Annotated in this window: 17 protein-coding genes; 7 read left to right on the top strand and 10 right to left on the bottom strand. The window is 60.8% G+C overall.

The features are described 5' to 3' along the window. Positions 1 to 42 precede the first annotated feature (42 nt). From VWY75_RS08570 to VWY75_RS08555, 4 genes are read right to left on the bottom strand one after another with little or no spacing between them, the layout of a single operon-like run. Positions 43 to 1,077 (bottom strand): TRAP transporter substrate-binding protein, encoded by a 1,035-nt coding sequence (locus VWY75_RS08570; protein ID WP_340547384.1) that lies wholly within the window; start codon positions 1,075 to 1,077, stop codon positions 43 to 45. Positions 1,078 to 1,128: 51 nt separating this feature from the next. After that, positions 1,129 to 2,631 (bottom strand): TRAP transporter large permease, encoded by a 1,503-nt coding sequence (locus VWY75_RS08565; protein WP_340547383.1) that lies wholly within the window; start codon positions 2,629 to 2,631, stop codon positions 1,129 to 1,131. Continuing rightward, positions 2,631 to 3,227: a TRAP transporter small permease subunit gene (locus VWY75_RS08560; RefSeq protein ID WP_340547382.1), complete on the bottom strand. Its 597-nt coding sequence runs from the start codon at positions 3,225 to 3,227 to the stop codon at positions 2,631 to 2,633. The genes VWY75_RS08565 and VWY75_RS08560 overlap by 1 nt, the downstream gene beginning before the upstream one ends. Then, positions 3,220 to 4,029 (bottom strand): N-formylglutamate amidohydrolase, encoded by an 810-nt coding sequence (locus VWY75_RS08555; RefSeq protein WP_416537490.1) that lies wholly within the window; start codon positions 4,027 to 4,029, stop codon positions 3,220 to 3,222. The genes VWY75_RS08560 and VWY75_RS08555 overlap by 8 nt, the downstream gene beginning before the upstream one ends. 150 nt (positions 4,030 to 4,179) lie before the next feature. Between VWY75_RS08555 and VWY75_RS08550 the strand changes: the two genes are divergently transcribed. Beyond that, the gene (locus tag VWY75_RS08550) at positions 4,180 to 5,052 is read left to right on the top strand and encodes a MurR/RpiR family transcriptional regulator (protein ID WP_340547380.1); all 873 of its coding nucleotides are present in this window, start codon (positions 4,180 to 4,182) and stop codon (positions 5,050 to 5,052) included. Between the two features lie 105 nt (positions 5,053 to 5,157). Here VWY75_RS08550 and VWY75_RS08545 read toward each other — a convergent pair whose 3' ends face one another. Further along, complete coding sequence (locus VWY75_RS08545; RefSeq protein WP_340547379.1) at positions 5,158 to 5,472, bottom strand: hypothetical protein; 315 nt, start codon at positions 5,470 to 5,472, stop codon at positions 5,158 to 5,160. 119 nt (positions 5,473 to 5,591) lie between these two features. Here VWY75_RS08545 and VWY75_RS08540 point away from each other — a divergent pair, with 119 nt between their 5' ends. Together VWY75_RS08540 and VWY75_RS08535 are read left to right on the top strand one after the other, a co-directional pair. Beyond that, positions 5,592 to 5,756, top strand: a complete 165-nt coding sequence (locus VWY75_RS08540) for a DUF1328 domain-containing protein (protein WP_340547378.1) — start codon at positions 5,592 to 5,594, stop codon at positions 5,754 to 5,756. 192 nt (positions 5,757 to 5,948) lie between these two features. Further along, positions 5,949 to 6,446, top strand: coding sequence for a Dps family protein (locus VWY75_RS08535; RefSeq protein WP_340547377.1), 498 nt, complete (start codon positions 5,949 to 5,951; stop codon positions 6,444 to 6,446). 185 nt (positions 6,447 to 6,631) lie between these two features. Here the strand turns inward: VWY75_RS08535 and VWY75_RS08530 are convergent, their stop codons facing one another. Next, positions 6,632 to 7,447, bottom strand: coding sequence for a response regulator (locus tag VWY75_RS08530; RefSeq protein ID WP_340547376.1), 816 nt, complete (start codon positions 7,445 to 7,447; stop codon positions 6,632 to 6,634). A 96-nt stretch (positions 7,448 to 7,543) separates the two neighbouring features. Between VWY75_RS08530 and VWY75_RS08525 the strand changes: the two genes are divergently transcribed. The 4 genes from VWY75_RS08525 to VWY75_RS08510 are packed head-to-tail and all read left to right on the top strand — an operon-like array spanning position 7,544 to position 11,585. After that, the gene (locus VWY75_RS08525) at positions 7,544 to 7,735 is read left to right on the top strand and encodes a NepR family anti-sigma factor (protein ID WP_416536718.1); all 192 of its coding nucleotides are present in this window, start codon (positions 7,544 to 7,546) and stop codon (positions 7,733 to 7,735) included. Continuing rightward, on the top strand, positions 7,735 to 8,280 hold the full coding sequence (locus VWY75_RS08520) for an RNA polymerase sigma factor (RefSeq protein ID WP_340547374.1): 546 nt from the start codon (positions 7,735 to 7,737) through the stop codon (positions 8,278 to 8,280). Before VWY75_RS08525 ends, VWY75_RS08520 begins: the two co-directional genes overlap by 1 nt. Position 8,281: 1 nt before the next feature. Next, positions 8,282 to 10,060, top strand: coding sequence for a sensor histidine kinase (locus tag VWY75_RS08515; protein ID WP_416541615.1), 1,779 nt, complete (start codon positions 8,282 to 8,284; stop codon positions 10,058 to 10,060). Beyond that, the gene (locus VWY75_RS08510) at positions 10,035 to 11,585 is read left to right on the top strand and encodes a phospholipase D family protein (RefSeq protein ID WP_416537488.1); all 1,551 of its coding nucleotides are present in this window, start codon (positions 10,035 to 10,037) and stop codon (positions 11,583 to 11,585) included. The genes VWY75_RS08515 and VWY75_RS08510 overlap by 26 nt, the downstream gene beginning before the upstream one ends. A gap of 65 nt (positions 11,586 to 11,650) precedes the next feature. Here the strand turns inward: VWY75_RS08510 and VWY75_RS08505 are convergent, their stop codons facing one another. The 4 genes from VWY75_RS08505 to VWY75_RS08490 form a co-directional block, all read right to left on the bottom strand. Further along, entirely contained in the window at positions 11,651 to 12,673 is a 1,023-nt protein-coding gene (locus VWY75_RS08505) for an AI-2E family transporter (protein ID WP_416603373.1), read from the bottom strand. Positions 12,674 to 12,735: 62 nt separating this feature from the next. Then, complete coding sequence (locus VWY75_RS08500; RefSeq protein ID WP_416537487.1) at positions 12,736 to 13,488, bottom strand: hypothetical protein; 753 nt, start codon at positions 13,486 to 13,488, stop codon at positions 12,736 to 12,738. Then, a complete protein-coding gene (locus tag VWY75_RS08495) occupies positions 13,481 to 13,891 on the bottom strand; it encodes a phage holin family protein (RefSeq protein ID WP_416537486.1) in 411 nt (136 codons plus the stop codon). The genes VWY75_RS08500 and VWY75_RS08495 overlap by 8 nt, the downstream gene beginning before the upstream one ends. Continuing rightward, complete coding sequence (locus tag VWY75_RS08490) at positions 13,891 to 14,421, bottom strand: hypothetical protein (protein WP_416537485.1); 531 nt, start codon at positions 14,419 to 14,421, stop codon at positions 13,891 to 13,893. The genes VWY75_RS08495 and VWY75_RS08490 overlap by 1 nt, the downstream gene beginning before the upstream one ends. Positions 14,422 to 14,530: the final 109 nt, after the last annotated feature.

The raw sequence follows: 14,530 nt of genomic DNA, 5'->3' as shown, positions 1-14,530 counted from the left end.
CCCACCGCACGCGGGCCAAATTCGGTTTTCTGTGGCAGCCTTTTAGCCGTAGCGATAGGGGCGGCCGGCCTTCTGCATGTCGGCGTTGTACTTCTTGATGATCTCGACAACGCGCGCTTTGGTCGGGCTTTCGGCGGCGATCTCGTCCCAGAATTTGACGGCGGCGTCTTCGACCTGCTGCCATTCATTGTCCGGAATCGTAGTCAGTTTCATCTTGTCGCCGTTCACGCGCAAGGAGGCTTCGCCACCCCAGTACCACCACTGGCGATAATAATGCGACTGATCACAGCAGACACGGAACAGGGTCTGCAGGTCCTCGGGCAGCTCGTTCCAGCGGCCCTGGTTGGCAAAGAAGGAGCCAGCCCAGGCGCCGGAGATGTTGTTGGTCAGGAAGTAGTTGGTCACATCCGCCCAGCCGACGGTGTAATCCTCGGTGATGCCGGACCAGGCGATGCCGTCCAGCTCGCCAGTCTGCATGGCAACTTCGATGTCTTCCCACGGCAGGGTGACCGGCACCACGCCGAACTGGCTCAGGAAACGGCCGGCGGTCGGGAAGGTGAAGACGCGTTTCCCATTGAGGTCGGCCAGCGAGTTGATCGGATCCTTGGTGGCGAAATGGCAGGGGTCCCATGCGCCTGCCGAGATATGCTTGACGCCGACCTTGGAGTATTCCTCGTCCCAGATCTCGTTCAGACCATATTGGTTGAACAGCACAGGCACATCGAGCGAGTAGCGCGAGGCGAAGGGGAAATAGCCGCCAAAGACAGTGACTTCTGTGGGCGAGGCCATCGAGTCGTCATCCGACTGCACCGCGTCGATCGTGCCGCGCTGCATGGCGCGGAACAGCTCGCCGGTGGGGACCAGCTGGTCGGCATAGTAGAGCTCGATCTGCATGCGGTCGCCTGCGATCTTGTTGAACATGTCGATGGCGGGTTTCACCACATGCTCGGCCAGTGCCGCACCGGCATAGGTCTGCATACGCCAGGTGATTTTCGACTGAGCCAGCGCAGGTGTGGCCAGCGGTGCGGCCAGGGCGCCGACACCGGCGGTCTGTATAAACTTACGTCTTGTCGTCATGTCTCTTCTCCATGTTGAATGTCCGGCCCCCTTGCGGAGCTCTTCTGAGGGTTATTTTCCGTAAACATAGTCCGGCAGCCACAGGGCAATCTGCGGGAACATCATGACCAGGGCGAGTGCGACCACCATGACAGCGGCAAAGGGGATGATTGAGACGTAGATGTCTTTCAGCCCGATTTCCGGTGGCGCCATCGCCCGCATCAGGAACAGGTTGTAGCCAAAGGGCGGCGTCATATAGGCGATCTGGGTGGTGATGGTATAAAGCACACCGTACCAGATCAGATCGAACCCCAGCGCCCCCACAAGCGGCACATAAAGCGGCGCCACGATCACCAGCATCGCGGTGTCATCAAGGAAGGTGCCCATCACGATAAAGCTCAGCTGCATCAGGATCAGGATCATCCAGGGGCTGAGACCCAGCTGCGTGGTGAACAGATCCTCGATCGCCTTCACCGCGCCCAGACCATCAAAAATTGCGCCAAAGCCAAGCGCGGCGAGGATGATCCACATGAACATGCAGGAAATCCCCAGGGTGGAGCGCACCGACGTTTCAAACACCTCCTTGTTCATCCGACCTTTGAGAATGGCCGCGACAAAGGCGGTCATCGCACCAATGGCGGAGCTTTCCACCAGCGAGGTCCAGCCATTCACAAAGGGAACCATCATCGCGGCAAAGATCGCCAAGGGCAGCACGCCGGAGAACAGCAGGCGATATTTTTCCTTCATGAAGACATCATGATAGAAGATCGGAACGCCTCTGGTGACAAAGGCCAGAACAGCACCGGCAAGAGCCACGCCCATCGCGGGTTTTGCCTCGATGATGCCCATCTTGACCACCAGCGGCACCAGCACCAGAAGGGCCAGAACGATGTAGTTCAGGCGCAGCGGATGATCGCTGATGCGCTCATATTCGGCGAGATCCTCGGGGCTCATGGCGGGGCCGAGTTCGGGCTGCATCCGGGCGCGCAGATAGATGTAGATGATGAACATGGCCGCCATCAGCAGACCCGGAACAACACCGGCGAGCCAGAGCTGACCAACCGGCTGGCGCGCGATCATCGCATAGAGCACCAGCACGACGGAGGGCGGCACCAGAATGCCGAGGGAGGATCCGGCCTGAATGGTGCCGGTGACCAGCGTCTTGTCATAGCCACGGCGCAAAAGCTCGGGCAGGGCGATGGTGGCGCCGATGGCCATACCAGCCACCGACAGACCGTTCATCGCCGAGATCAGGACCATCAGACCAATGGTACCAATCGCCAGCCCGCCTTTGACCGGTCCCATCCACACGTGAAACATCCGGTAGAGATCATCTGCGATCTTCGATTCCGACAGCACGTACCCCATGAAGATGAACATTGGCAGCGTGAGCAGAGGATACCATTTCATCAGCTTCATGGCCGCGGAGAAGGGGATTTCACTGCCGCCAGTGCCCCAGAGCAGCAGACCGGCCACAGCGCCGACGAAACCGATTGCGCCAAACACACGCTGACCGGTCATCAGCATCAGCATCATGCCGGCAAACATCATAATGGCGATGAGTTCATAGGACATTAGAAGTCGTCTCCGCGAAGGCGTCCGAGATCACGGAACAATTCAGCAAGGCATTGCAGCAGCATCAGAAAGACGCCGAAACAGAGGATGGTTTTGATCGGCCACATGAAGGGGCGCCACGCGGTGGAACTGCGTTCCAGATAGCCGAGTTTGGCGCTGGCGGCATCGACGCCTTCGCTCACAAGGATTGTCAGCAGCTCTCCGAAGAACTGAAACGGCTCAAGCCCGAAATACCCCAGCGAATAGGCGGTGGAGCTGACGGCGCCATAAAACAGGATCCCCAGGTAGAACATCAGGAACAGCACGGTGACAGCATCGACCATGGCCTTGGTCTTGAGCGACCATGCGCCATAGAACAGATCCATCCGTACATTGCTGCCCATCTGGATCGAGTAGGGACCACCCAGAATATAGTAGGCGACCATGACAAACTGCGCGGTCTCCAGCGTCCAGAGTGACGGGTTGAAAAAGGTCTTTGAGACCGAGGACCACAGAAGCACCCCAACCAGCACAAAGATCAGATACATGGCGAAACGGCCAATCACGCGGTTCATCGCGTCGATGGCGCGTACATAGCTCTTGATGGCACTAGGCATTGGCTGCCTCCTTACTGGTCAGCGCGCTCAGGGCCGGGCGCAGCAGATACAGCAATTCGTCTGTCATGGCGGCTTCCTGTTCCGGGGTCTGCAACAGATCGTTACGCACTTCGATCATCACATTGGCCAAACCATTGTTCTGACCATGCAGCACCAGCGAATGTGTGACACCGTCCTGCGGGCCATAGGGCGCGTTGCGCTCGACCTGGCGGTCGGGCAGGGCCGGGGCGGCCTCCAGCATCGCATCGGCCAAGCGGCTGTCCGCATCGTGCAGGATGCCGATTTCGACGCTGCGCGGGGTGCCGTAAAAGATCGGGGTAAAGCTATGGACCGTCACCAGCATCGTCTCGCGGCCTGCGGCCCTGCGATCAGCGATCACCTGCGCCACGGCCGCGCAGAAGGGGGTGTAGACGCTGTCGACCCGTTCGGCCCGCGCCGCCGCATCCAGATCACGGTTGCCGGGGACTTCGATCAGTTCCGATTTCGCGGGCATGGCACTGGCAGCTTCGGGCGGGCGGTTGCAGTCATAGACCAGCCGCGACACCCGGCTTGCGACCAGCGGCGCGTCCAGAGCCACCGATAGACCCTTGGCCACCGCCAATGCGCCGGGATCCCAGGCGGCATGGCTGGCGCGGTCATCCTCCGACAGGCCAAGCCCCTCATACCGCGCCGGAATGTGGTTGCTGGCATGTTCGCACAGCACCAGCACATCGCCGGTGCCCGCTGCATTCCAGATCTCTACTGCCTCGTTGGGCAGTTCCGGTGCGGCGGCAGATGGAGCGTTGGAATCGCTCAGTGACATTGGGCACTCCCTGATTTTGGAAAAATGTTTTCACGTACGACTTTTTGTGTCAATATATTTTCAGCATCAGTTTGATCCCCTCGTGTCGGGGATGGCCCTGTCTTTGGGGCAGTGCATAAATTGTAGGCAAACCAGAGGGATAGCCGGACAGTGACAAAACCGCCCGCCACCGTGCGCGAACTCATCCGGGAGCAATATGCAACCCTGACCCAGGCAGAGCGCAAATTCGCAAATGCCCTGCTGGCCAATTATCCGGCGGCTGGTCTGGCCTCTATCACCATTGTTGCCGCCAATGCCGATGTGTCGACACCCACCGTGGCGCGCATGGTGCAGAAGCTTGGTTTCAAAGGATATCCGCAGTTCCATCAGGCCCTGCTGAAAGAGCTGGAGGCAAAGGGATCCGGCCCGACCCAGCGCCGGGCCAACTGGGCGTCGGAGGCGCCGGAGGGGCATCTTCTGAACAGATTTGCACAGGCGGTGACCGACAACCTCAGTCAGACCTTTTCCAACGTCGATTCAGAGCAGTTCGATGCGGCGGTCCGGCAGCTGGCCGATACTGAGGGTCGGCTCTATGTGGTTGGCGGGCGCATCACCCGTGCGCTTGCGGATTATGCCTTCACGCATTTTCAGGCCATTCGCCAGCGGGTCACACATATGACCTCCTCCTCGGCGACCTGGCCGCATTACGTGCTGGATATGGTGGAAGGCGACACGCTGCTGATGTTCGACGTACGCCGCTATGAGACCAACCTGCAACGGCTGGCCGAACTGGCCTCGGAACGGGGGGTTCGGGTGATCTTGATCACCGACCAATGGTCCAGCCCCATCGGATCGGTGGCGGCGCATACCTTCAATTGCTGGGTGGAAATCCCCTCGGCCTGGGACTCGAACATCTCAACCATGATGCTGCTGGAGGCGATGATCTCGGCCGCACAGGAGGAGCGCTGGGACGAGACGCGCGCGCGCTACGAGAAACTCGATACAATCTTCGACACCACGCGGCTGTTTCGCAAATTCACCTGAATCCCCTCGCAGCCGTGGTTGTTCATAGTCAGAGAAACGTGTCCAACAGATACAAAAAAGGGAGGCCGCTGGCCTCCCTTTTTTGTATCTCGGAATTTAAGTGTTTCAGTAGCGGTTGCGGACCGCAAGGCCGATCAGAACGCCCAGCCCCAGCGCGCCAGCTACGGCAAGCGCCGGATTCTTCTTCACGAATTCCTCACTCTGGGAGGCAAGCTCATTAACGGTCTGGGACGCGGTTTTTGCACCCTCGGTCGCCATCTCACGGACCGCCTGAGCATTGCGTACCGCCATATCCTCCAGCTGTTCGCCAACCTCTTTGGCTTTTGCCGCAATCGGCTGGGACGCCTCTGTCAGGGTGTCCTGCTTGCGTCGCGCAGCGGTCGATTTCTTCGGTTCAGTCTGTGTCTGAGTTGCAGCCATGATGAAGTCTCCTTTCCACCACTCAACGTGCGCCGAGCCGCGAAAGTTCCATGGAACCATCGCCGCGCGGTCTGAGTTGGGACGGTATCACAGCACGACATGATATGAAGGAGAGGACCATGCTCTACTGGGCTTTGCTATTCTTTGTTGTCGCAGTCATCGCTGGCCTCTTCGGCTTTGGCGGTGTGGCGTCTGCCTCTGCCGGGATCGCGCAGATTTTGTTCTTCGTGTTCCTTGTACTCTTTGCCATCGCCATGGTGGTTCGGGTGGTAAAGGGCAGATAGCGTGGAGACGACAATGCGAAAGCGATAAGGGGCGGATGCTGTGGCGTCCGCCCATTTTCGTTGCCCATCTGTCCCCGGCGCCTGCGCGTCTGACATCGGTAAGAAGGTCTGACACCGGCGAGAAATATGGGAACCTCTGTCAGGAGCACACGTTGGGGTGGCGAGACCGACACAGACAAAGGAGATGATAAGATGAGCGAAGCGCTTTCAGTTGTGCCCAGCCGTGATGACGTTAGCACCGGTGTCCGTGACACCTCGGTGATCGCCAGCGGGCTGGCCGATGTGCTGGCCGATACCTATCGCCTCGTGTTCAAGACCCATGCCTATCACTGGAACGTCGAAGGGCCGGCCTTCTACTCGGTCCATAAGCTGACCGAAGAGCAGTATGAGAATATGTTTGCAGCGACCGACGAGCTGGCGGAACGGATCCGCGCGCTGGGGCATCTGGCGCCGTCGAGCCTTGCCGATATCGTCAGCCGTTCGAAGCTTGAAGACAAAACCGGCTCGCTGACGGCTGCGGATATGGTTGAGGATCTCGCTCATTGTCATGAACGCGTCGCGCACCGCCTTCATGCGCTGGCCGAGTTGGCGGGCGATCGCAAGGATATCGTTACCGAGGATCTGGCGACGGCGCGCTCCGCCTTTCACGAGCAGGCCGCCTGGATGCTGCGCGCCATCGCCAAGGGCTGAGGCCTGACGAAAGCTTGGGCGCCGCCTGACAGGGTGATCCGGCACGAGAGACGCGCGCGGCGGTGATCCCGGCGCGGCGGCGATCTCAAGCGAAAGAGTGGAAAACATCCGCAACTGCCGTCCAGACACAAAAATAGCCGCCTGATCACAGGCGGCTATTTGATCAAAACAGGTTTGCGCCTGGTTTAGGCCTTCAACGTCTCGGTCGAGGAGAAGAACATCGCCTGGCTGACCGCCGAGCGAACCTGATCCTCGGTATAGGGCTTCGAAATCAGGAAGGCAGGTTCCGGCCCTTCGCCGGTCAGCAGCCTTTCGGGGAAGGCAGTGATAAAGATCACGGGGCAGTCAAAATGATTTTCAAGGATCTTGTTCACCGCATCAATGCCGCTGGAGTTATCCGCAAGCTGGATATCCGACAGGATCAGATCCGGTGTCTCTTCCCTTGCGAGTTTCAGCGCGGCATCTTCAGTCCGGGCAATGCCGGTCACCCGATGTCCCATTTCGCTGACGATCCCTTCAAGATCCATCGAAATGATCGCCTCATCCTCGATGATCATGATGCGACCCGATGTGGATTTCGACATCTCCTGATAGGCGATCTTCACCAGCTCACTTGCTTCATCGGCGCCGATTTCCATGATCTGCGCCACCTCTGCGGTGCTGAAATCCTCAATCGTGTGAAGCAGAAGCGCCTCGCGGGTATTCGGGGTAAGCGCACGCAGATGCTTCTGCGCCTGGGTCTCCAGCCCGCTGTCGGGCATATCCAGCTCAACCGGGGCACCGCTGGAACTCCAGATAACATGGAAAGCGCGGAACAAAGCCACCTTTGCTTTCAGCTCAGCCTCATAGCGGTCCGGCTCGGCCAGGATCGCCTCCAGAGTTGCAAGGGCATAGGTGTCACCGCTGGTCTGGCTACCTGTCAGCGCCCGCGCATAACGGCGCAGGAACGGCAGGTTAGACCCGATCTGATTAGCAAGAATTTCTCCTGTCGGGGCGGTCATTTGATATGTCCCTTTTTTTCTGAATACATATGGAACCATACGTCTGGTCACTGCGTTTGGTTCCAGAGTGTGCGTAAAAAAATATAGTTGGATCGTATGGAAAAGCACAAGGCAACAGAAAAACGCGGCGACGCGATCGAGCGAGAGATCGACAGCAACCTGAAAAAGGCGTTTGATACGCTTGCGTCGGAGCCCATCCCCGACCGGTTCGCAAATCTTCTCGACCAGCTGAAAGCCAAGGGCGCAGCGCCGATCAAAAGCGCCAATCGTGATGAGGATGACTCCTGATGGGCGATCCCAGAGACGAGCTGGTGGACCACCTTGGTGCCATGCGTGCGTTTGCCATCAGTCTGACCCGGAATACGGCCATGGCCGATGATCTGGTGCAGGATACCTTGGTGAAAGCCTGGACCAATATCGACAAATTCGAGGAAGGCTCCAATATGCGGGCCTGGCTCTTTACGATCCTGCGCAACACGTATTACTCTCTACGCCGTAAACGCCGCCGCGAGGTGGAGGACGGCGATGGCGTCCTGTCCGAGCAGCTTTCGCAGAAACCTGATCATGACGGGCGCCTGAACATGCGCGATTTCAACAAAGCTTTCGAACAGCTGAACGATGAACAGCGCGAGGCGCTGATCCTGGTTGGCGCCGGCGGGTTCTCTTATGAGGAGGCCGCAGAAACCTGCGGCGTCAAGGTCGGCACGATCAAGAGCCGGGTGAACAGAGGCCGGGCGCGGTTGGCCGAGCTGATGAATCTGAGCGAAAACGAGCCGCTGGAGCTGACCGACACCGTAACTGCAGGCATCGTGTCGCAGCAAAGCGTGGCCTGATATGAAACTGGGGCGGGCACTGGCTGGCGGGCTGTTTTTTCGGCTCGCCGCTCTCATGACCTTGGCATTGCTGCCATTGGGCATGATTGCCATCTATCAGACCTATACGGTGATAGATGAGGCCGCGCGCCTGTCCCGGATGGCCATTCTTGCCCGCACCGAACGGGCCGCCATGGGAGAGCGGGAGCTGTTGCAACGCACCAGCGGCGCCGCTGACGCCCTGGCGGCGGCCACCCTGCCGCTGCGCAATCAGCCCGCGGCCTGCAACCTCGCCCTGGCCGCCTTTGTCAAAGCGCAGCCGACCTATTCCTTTGCAGGCCTTGTCACGCCCGAGGGGCAGCCGGTCTGCAGTTCCAAGGATGTGGGCGCCGCGATCGCCGAAACAGCATTTTTTGCAAAAGCGGTCGCTCGCGGCGCGCTGACCTATGGGGTGGGGCGCAGCCTTGATGGAAATGGGGATTTCGAACTCTCATTGACAACGCCGGTTCGCGAAGGTGGCGAAATCGTCGGCTATCTGACCCTCGCCATTCCGAAAAGATTGACCAGCGCGTTTTTCACCGAGAGCTGGCAACTGGAAGGCATCCGTTTTGCCACAATTGATCGGGACGGCGATATCCTGTCCTCTTCGGAGCCGCTGACTCAGGCCGGGTTGATGCTGCCCCAGACACCCGCGCAGTCGGATCTGATCAGGCGGTCTGGCGACACGTTCTTTGCAATGTCAAAATCCCAGGAAGAACGGTTCTTCGCGGTGAGCGACATCGTTCCGGGCGAGGTCGCCGTTGTGGGAAGCTGGCCAGCTGCACAGGCGCAGATGGCAACAGGCATGGGCGGCTGGGCCTTCACCCTGGCCTTTCCGGTGTTGATGTGGCTCGCAGGCATGGTCGTCGGCGTATTTGGCCTGCATCGTCTTGTTATCCGCCATCTCAGTGACCTGCGCGCAGCTATGCGGCGCTATGCACTAGGCGAGCGGAAACAGGCCCAGCTGGATCTGGTGAACCCGCCGCGCGAATTTGCCGAGGCCCAGCAGTCCTTTAACCGCATGGTGATGATCCTCAGCAAGGCCGAAGAACGCCGGGAGATCGACCTGCGCGAGAAAACCGTGCTCCTGCGCGAGGTGCATCACCGGGTAAAGAACAATCTCCAGCTCATCGCTTCGATCATGAACATGCAGGCAAGATCGGCGCGCTCGGACGAGGCGCGCAACGTGCTTGCCCAGCTTCAGCGCCGGGTGCGTGGGCTGGCGGCGATCCACCGGTCCCTGAACACCAATCCAGATGTCACCACCGTGGATGCGGCCGAGCTTATTACGGCTCTGGCCAAGGAGATTGCCTCCCTGTCGCATGGGCGCGACGGCGCGGTCGCCATCGAAACCGATCTGGCCTCGGTCCAGCTTAATCAGGACGATGCGGTGAATCTGTCGATGCTGGTGGCCGAAACGCTCACCAATGCTGTCAGATTTGCGGGTGTAGACGGCGACGGGCGACGCGTTGTTGGTGTCTCCTTTGCCGAACAGGAAGGCGGCTACTGCCGTCTTACCATCCGCAACGCGCTGGGCCCGCAGAACGGGGCCGAAAGCGAAGAGCGCCAGTTCACCAGCGGGCTCGGCGCACGGCTCATCAAAGCCTTCGTCGCACAGCTCGAGGGTGAGGCCAAGACGACGGAAACAGAAACAGAATTTACCTATGAGGTCGTCTTTCCGCATAGCGACGACACGGTGGCACAGGAGCTTGCGGAAAAAAGGGGTGCGAACGACAATGCCGACCTGCGAAACACAGGATGACGCGGCGACGGATCCAGAGGTCTTTGAGGTTCTGGTGACCGCTGCCGAGGCATGGCCTGCGTTTGAGCGGGCGGTGCTAAGCGCCAAAACAGAGGTGCGTGCCAGTTTCCGTATCTTCGACTTCTCTACCGCATTGCTGAGCGACGAGGCGCGCGCCATCGGCGAGACATGGGCGGATTTGGTCGAACATGTGGTTGCCCGAGGTGTCCATTTTCATCTGGTTGTCAGCGATTTCGACCCGGTGATGGGCCAGGAGCTGCATCAGAAAACCAAACGCACCGTGGCGCAGGCGCAGGAAATCGCCGTGCGCCTAGCGCGCCGCGCGACCGATGATCCGGTCGGTGACCTTCATGTCGAGGGCGCGCTGCATCCGGCGCGGGCAGGTCTGTTGCCACGGTTGGCGTTTGGCCCATTCATCAAGATGAAGAAGAACAAGATCTCGGACCGCAGGCCAACCGGACCAGCAGGCGCCACCGGGTTCCCCAGTCGTGGCCTGTCCGATACCCCCGACGATGGTCTTCTTCCCGAAGTGCGCCCGGTCACCCACCATCAGAAGCTGGCGGTGATTGACGAAACCCTACTCTATGTCGGCGGGCTGGATCTCAACGAGCGCCGCCGCGATACGCTGGAGCATGATGAGCCGTCACAGCAGACCTGGGCGGATGTCCAGGTGCTGGTCAGCGGCCCCGAGGCCCGCGAGGCCGCGCAGCATTTGCGGCATTTTCAACGCTATGTCGCGGGCAAGGAACACCCGCCCGAAGGCAAATTGATCCGCCGGACGATTTCCGCGCCGCGTCGTTTCGGATTCTGGGCGCTGTCCCCCCGCACGGTATTGCGCGAGATCGAAGAGGATTATCTCGCCGCCTTCGAACGCGCCGAACATCTGATCTATCTCGAAACCCAGTTTCTGCGCTCCAGCGTACTGGCCGACGGGCTTGCCGCTGCCGCCAGACGTAAACCGGACCTCTCTCTTATTCTGGTGCTGCCCGCGCTGCCCGATGATGTGGCTTTTGAGGGCAACCGGGATCTGGATGCGCGCTATGGTATGGCCTTACAGGGGCAGGCGCTGGACACATTGCAAGCAGCTTTTGGCAGCCGCGCGACCATCGCCAGCCCGGTACAGCCGATCCTGGCCGATCGCGAAGCGCCCTCGGTGCTGGCAGGCTCACCGGTGATCTATGTCCACAGCAAGGTGCTGATTGTTGACGATAGTTTTGCGATGGTCGGGTCTGCGAACATGAACGGGCGGTCGATGCGCTGGGACACTGAGGTGGCGCTGCGCATCACCCGCAAGGACCGCGTGGCCGAAACCTGGCGCGCGATGTGCGACCACTGGTGGGATCAGGGCCAGATGCCGGATGAGGCGCGCAGGCTGGAGACAGCGTCGGACTGGTGGCGCGCAGAGGTCGCACGCAATGGCCTGCGCCTGCCGGAGTCGCGCAACGGCTTTCTGGTGCCCCATGATCCGGACAAAATGGCCGATCTTCAGCAGCCCCTTCCGGGCGCGACCGAGGATGTGGTCTGACCCGACGGGATGACAGGGCCTGATGGCGCGACTGGGGCGCGCAGGCGGCGGCCCGGTGGTCTGGCTCAACTTGGCTGGGTATCGGGGCCTTGTGACCGGCGTGCCTCTGAGGAGGCGCGCAGCAACTGACCGGCCCACAGCAACGTCGGCAGCGCCACGATCGCGCCCACCGGACCCCAGATCCACAGGCCAAAGACAATCGCGAGAAACACCACCAGCGGGCTCAGATGCAGCTGATGACCGACAAAAGCCGGGGTGACAAACTGCGCCTCGATAAGGTTCAGCCCAAGGAACAATGCCGGCGGCAGCAGCGCCGCCGCACCGCCAAGCTGGGTCATCCCGACGAATGTCAGGCCGGTGATCATCATCAACGGGCCGAGATACAGGATGAAGTTCAGCAGCATGGCTGCCAGCCCCCAGATCAGCGCGCTGTCGATGCCGATCACGGCAAGGCCGATTGCGGTGGCGACACCAAGCGCTGCGTTGACGATCGTCACAGCAGCGAAGTAGCGCGCCACCTCATGTTCCGCGCGGTAGAGCCGTTTGCCCAATGCCCCCGCAGCAGCATAGATATCCGTACGTGTCAGCACGAAGAAGAACAGCGTGCCGATGAAGATAAACACCTGCGCACCAAAGTTGGGCGCCACCCAGAGCGCATCCATCAGCGTCGGAAACCCGCTGGCCACATCCGCCTCGGCGCCGCGTGTGCCGACGGTTTGTTCAATCTCCTGGCTGATGGCTTCGATGCCACGCAGGAGGCCGGACATCATGTAGACCCAGCTTTTGATTTCACGTTTAATTTTGGGGAGATCTTCAACAACGCCCGAGATCAGAGGCTCCAGCGACAGGAACAGCAGCACGATGATGGCGCAGGAGAATAGCAGAAGGCTGCTCGCGACGATCACGCGGGCCACGCCAATGCCCTGTAGCCGGTCGGCAATGGGTGAGACGACAATACCCACCACCACGGCAAATATGATGGGCGCAAGGATCGGTTTGGATACATAGAGTGCAAGGCCGAGGGCAAGTGCCGTCAGAATGAGCAGCATCATGCGCGCCGCACGGTCGGACAGCATCGAATTGAGCATGGCGAATGGCCTTGTCTGAGAGAAAACCCTCCGGCCCGGTCGGGCCAGAGGGGAGGGCAGCGTCAGTTCAGCGAGGCTTCCAGCGCCTCGCGGCCTTGGCTGAGCTGGTCGTGCAGCGCGGCCTCGCCTTTGTTGGCCAGCTTGCGTAACTCCTGTTGCAGGGTGTCGCGCGCCTCAGCCATCAGGGCGTCGCGTTTGTCGCCCAGCAGTTCATCTTCTTGCCGGGTTTGCGGCAGAAGGGCCGCGACAATCGCGCCAAGACCAAAGGCGAGACCGCCGGCGACCAGTGGCTGCGCCGCGATGCCATCCTGCGACGCGCGGCTGAGCTTTGCGGCTCTGCGTTCCAGTTCTTCCTGGATCTGGATCGCGGAAAGACGTGCCTTTCGCACCTGCTTGCGCGCTTTGGGAGGCAGTTTGTCCAGTCCGTGGTCCAGCGCCGCACGCAGACGCCTGGCGCTGGGGCTTTTGCGCTGGCCCGCATCGGGGCTGGGCACGTGAGCCATCTCAGCGCTGGTCGACGCGGTCACCGGTCCCGCCGGTTGCGCCTGTCCTTTCGGATCACGTCGCTTGCCGGCTCCCGACATCAGCAGCGCGATGCCGGTGCCGACGAGCGCCAGCGCGGCCGGGTTGGCACGCGCGGTCGACCACAGCTGCTGCGAAATCTCACCGCCATATTGCGATGCGGTAGCAGAAACTTCCGTCGCGATGCGCTCCGGCGACAGGCTCGCCGCCAATGTGTCGAGGGATTTGGACAGCGCTACGCGGTCACGGGCGATTTCGGTCTCAAGCTCGGTCAGATCGGTATCATCAGACATGGCGTGTGGTCTCCTTCAAGGTCTTGAGGTCGCGTTGCACGTTCCGCAGGCTGCGATCCGGCATAAGGGCTGAGGGTGACAGGCGGTTGACGCCCAGCATCACCAGCCCCACGGCAAGGGCGATCAACGGCCCGCCGACGATCAGCGCGGCGGTCCCGACGCTAAGGCCCAGAGCGGTGATCGCGGCGACAAGCGCGGCTGCAAGGACATGTAGCCCCACAATGGCCAGCACGGCGCCCACCGCGATCATCGCGATGGCAACACCGGCGCGCGACAGGTTGCGCGACAGTTCTGCCCGCGCCAGTCGCAACTCGTCCTGAACCAGCTGCGACATCTGTTTGAGCACGGTTACCAGCAGTCCCGGCGCCTGTGACGGGCTGGCAGAGGTGTTCTGATCTTCCATCACGAAACCCTCCGCGTCGGGCTCTGCGTCATGCTGCCACGGCTGTAGTCACTGTCGCTGGCCGGGGAGCCGTCACCGGTCTCATAGGCGGCCCATGGGTCGCCTGTTGCGTCATCGGCGACGGCGCGGCCCGACGTGGCGTCCGGCGCCGTCGACTTCAGGAACCGGGTTGCGGCAAAGCCGAGAAGCGCAGCCCCCCCCAGAAACAGCATCGGGTTCTTGCGGGCAAAAGTGCCGGTATCGCGCAGTACTTTTTCCAGATCGGCTTTCCGGATGGTATCCGCAACCTGCTCCAGCCCCTGAGCCAGCTGCTGGGCGGCCTGAGCCTGAAGCGAGCCTTGCGGCAGCTCGGAGGCAGCGGCATCAGCAGCACGCGCAACGGCGGCGGCCTCACCTGCGGCTTTGCTCTGGGCTTGCTCCGCGCGTGCTCTGGCCTCGCTGCGCAGCGTCTCCTGCGCCTGTTCCGCGAGTTCCGTCGCATGTGTCTTGGCGCGCTCGATGTGGCGTGAAGTCGTGTGTTGATCGGTCATGTGCCTCTCCCGTTCTGTTTGGATGGCTTGTGATCCCAACGCGGCCTGCGACGGTTGGTTCCCGATCTCTCTGGACTTCTGTCTGTTCCACCTCGCGGTGCCCAACGCG

This window comes from Phaeobacter sp. JH20_08 (genome assembly GCF_048056635.1).
Taxonomy (GTDB): Bacteria; Pseudomonadota; Alphaproteobacteria; order Rhodobacterales; family Rhodobacteraceae; genus Phaeobacter; species Phaeobacter bryozoorum.
Note: the sequence above shows the minus strand (reverse complement) of the source record. Positions and strands in the feature narration are given on the sequence as shown.

What these genes read in the sequence shown, in the direction of transcription:
- VWY75_RS08570 (WP_340547384.1), bottom strand. Translation starts at nt 1,077, where the DNA reads ATGACGACAAGACGTAAGTTTATACAGACCGCCGGTGTCGGCGCCCTG.
- VWY75_RS08565 (WP_340547383.1), bottom strand. Translation starts at nt 2,631, where the DNA reads ATGTCCTATGAACTCATCGCCATTATGATGTTTGCCGGCATGATGCTG.
- VWY75_RS08560 (WP_340547382.1), bottom strand. Translation starts at nt 3,227, where the DNA reads ATGCCTAGTGCCATCAAGAGCTATGTACGCGCCATCGACGCGATGAAC.
- VWY75_RS08555 (WP_416537490.1), bottom strand. Translation starts at nt 4,029, where the DNA reads ATGTCACTGAGCGATTCCAACGCTCCATCTGCCGCCGCACCGGAACTG.
- VWY75_RS08545 (WP_340547379.1), bottom strand. Translation starts at nt 5,472, where the DNA reads ATGGCTGCAACTCAGACACAGACTGAACCGAAGAAATCGACCGCTGCG.
- VWY75_RS08540 (WP_340547378.1), top strand. Translation starts at nt 5,592, where the DNA reads ATGCTCTACTGGGCTTTGCTATTCTTTGTTGTCGCAGTCATCGCTGGC.
- VWY75_RS08535 (WP_340547377.1), top strand. Translation starts at nt 5,949, where the DNA reads ATGAGCGAAGCGCTTTCAGTTGTGCCCAGCCGTGATGACGTTAGCACC.
- VWY75_RS08530 (WP_340547376.1), bottom strand. Translation starts at nt 7,447, where the DNA reads ATGACCGCCCCGACAGGAGAAATTCTTGCTAATCAGATCGGGTCTAAC.
- VWY75_RS08525 (WP_416536718.1), top strand. Translation starts at nt 7,544, where the DNA reads ATGGAAAAGCACAAGGCAACAGAAAAACGCGGCGACGCGATCGAGCGA.
- VWY75_RS08520 (WP_340547374.1), top strand. Translation starts at nt 7,735, where the DNA reads ATGGGCGATCCCAGAGACGAGCTGGTGGACCACCTTGGTGCCATGCGT.
- VWY75_RS08515 (WP_416541615.1), top strand. Translation starts at nt 8,282, where the DNA reads ATGAAACTGGGGCGGGCACTGGCTGGCGGGCTGTTTTTTCGGCTCGCC.
- VWY75_RS08510 (WP_416537488.1), top strand. Translation starts at nt 10,035, where the DNA reads ATGCCGACCTGCGAAACACAGGATGACGCGGCGACGGATCCAGAGGTC.
- VWY75_RS08505 (WP_416603373.1), bottom strand. Translation starts at nt 12,673, where the DNA reads ATGCTCAATTCGATGCTGTCCGACCGTGCGGCGCGCATGATGCTGCTC.
- VWY75_RS08500 (WP_416537487.1), bottom strand. Translation starts at nt 13,488, where the DNA reads ATGTCTGATGATACCGATCTGACCGAGCTTGAGACCGAAATCGCCCGT.
- VWY75_RS08495 (WP_416537486.1), bottom strand. Translation starts at nt 13,891, where the DNA reads ATGGAAGATCAGAACACCTCTGCCAGCCCGTCACAGGCGCCGGGACTG.
- VWY75_RS08490 (WP_416537485.1), bottom strand. Translation starts at nt 14,421, where the DNA reads ATGACCGATCAACACACGACTTCACGCCACATCGAGCGCGCCAAGACA.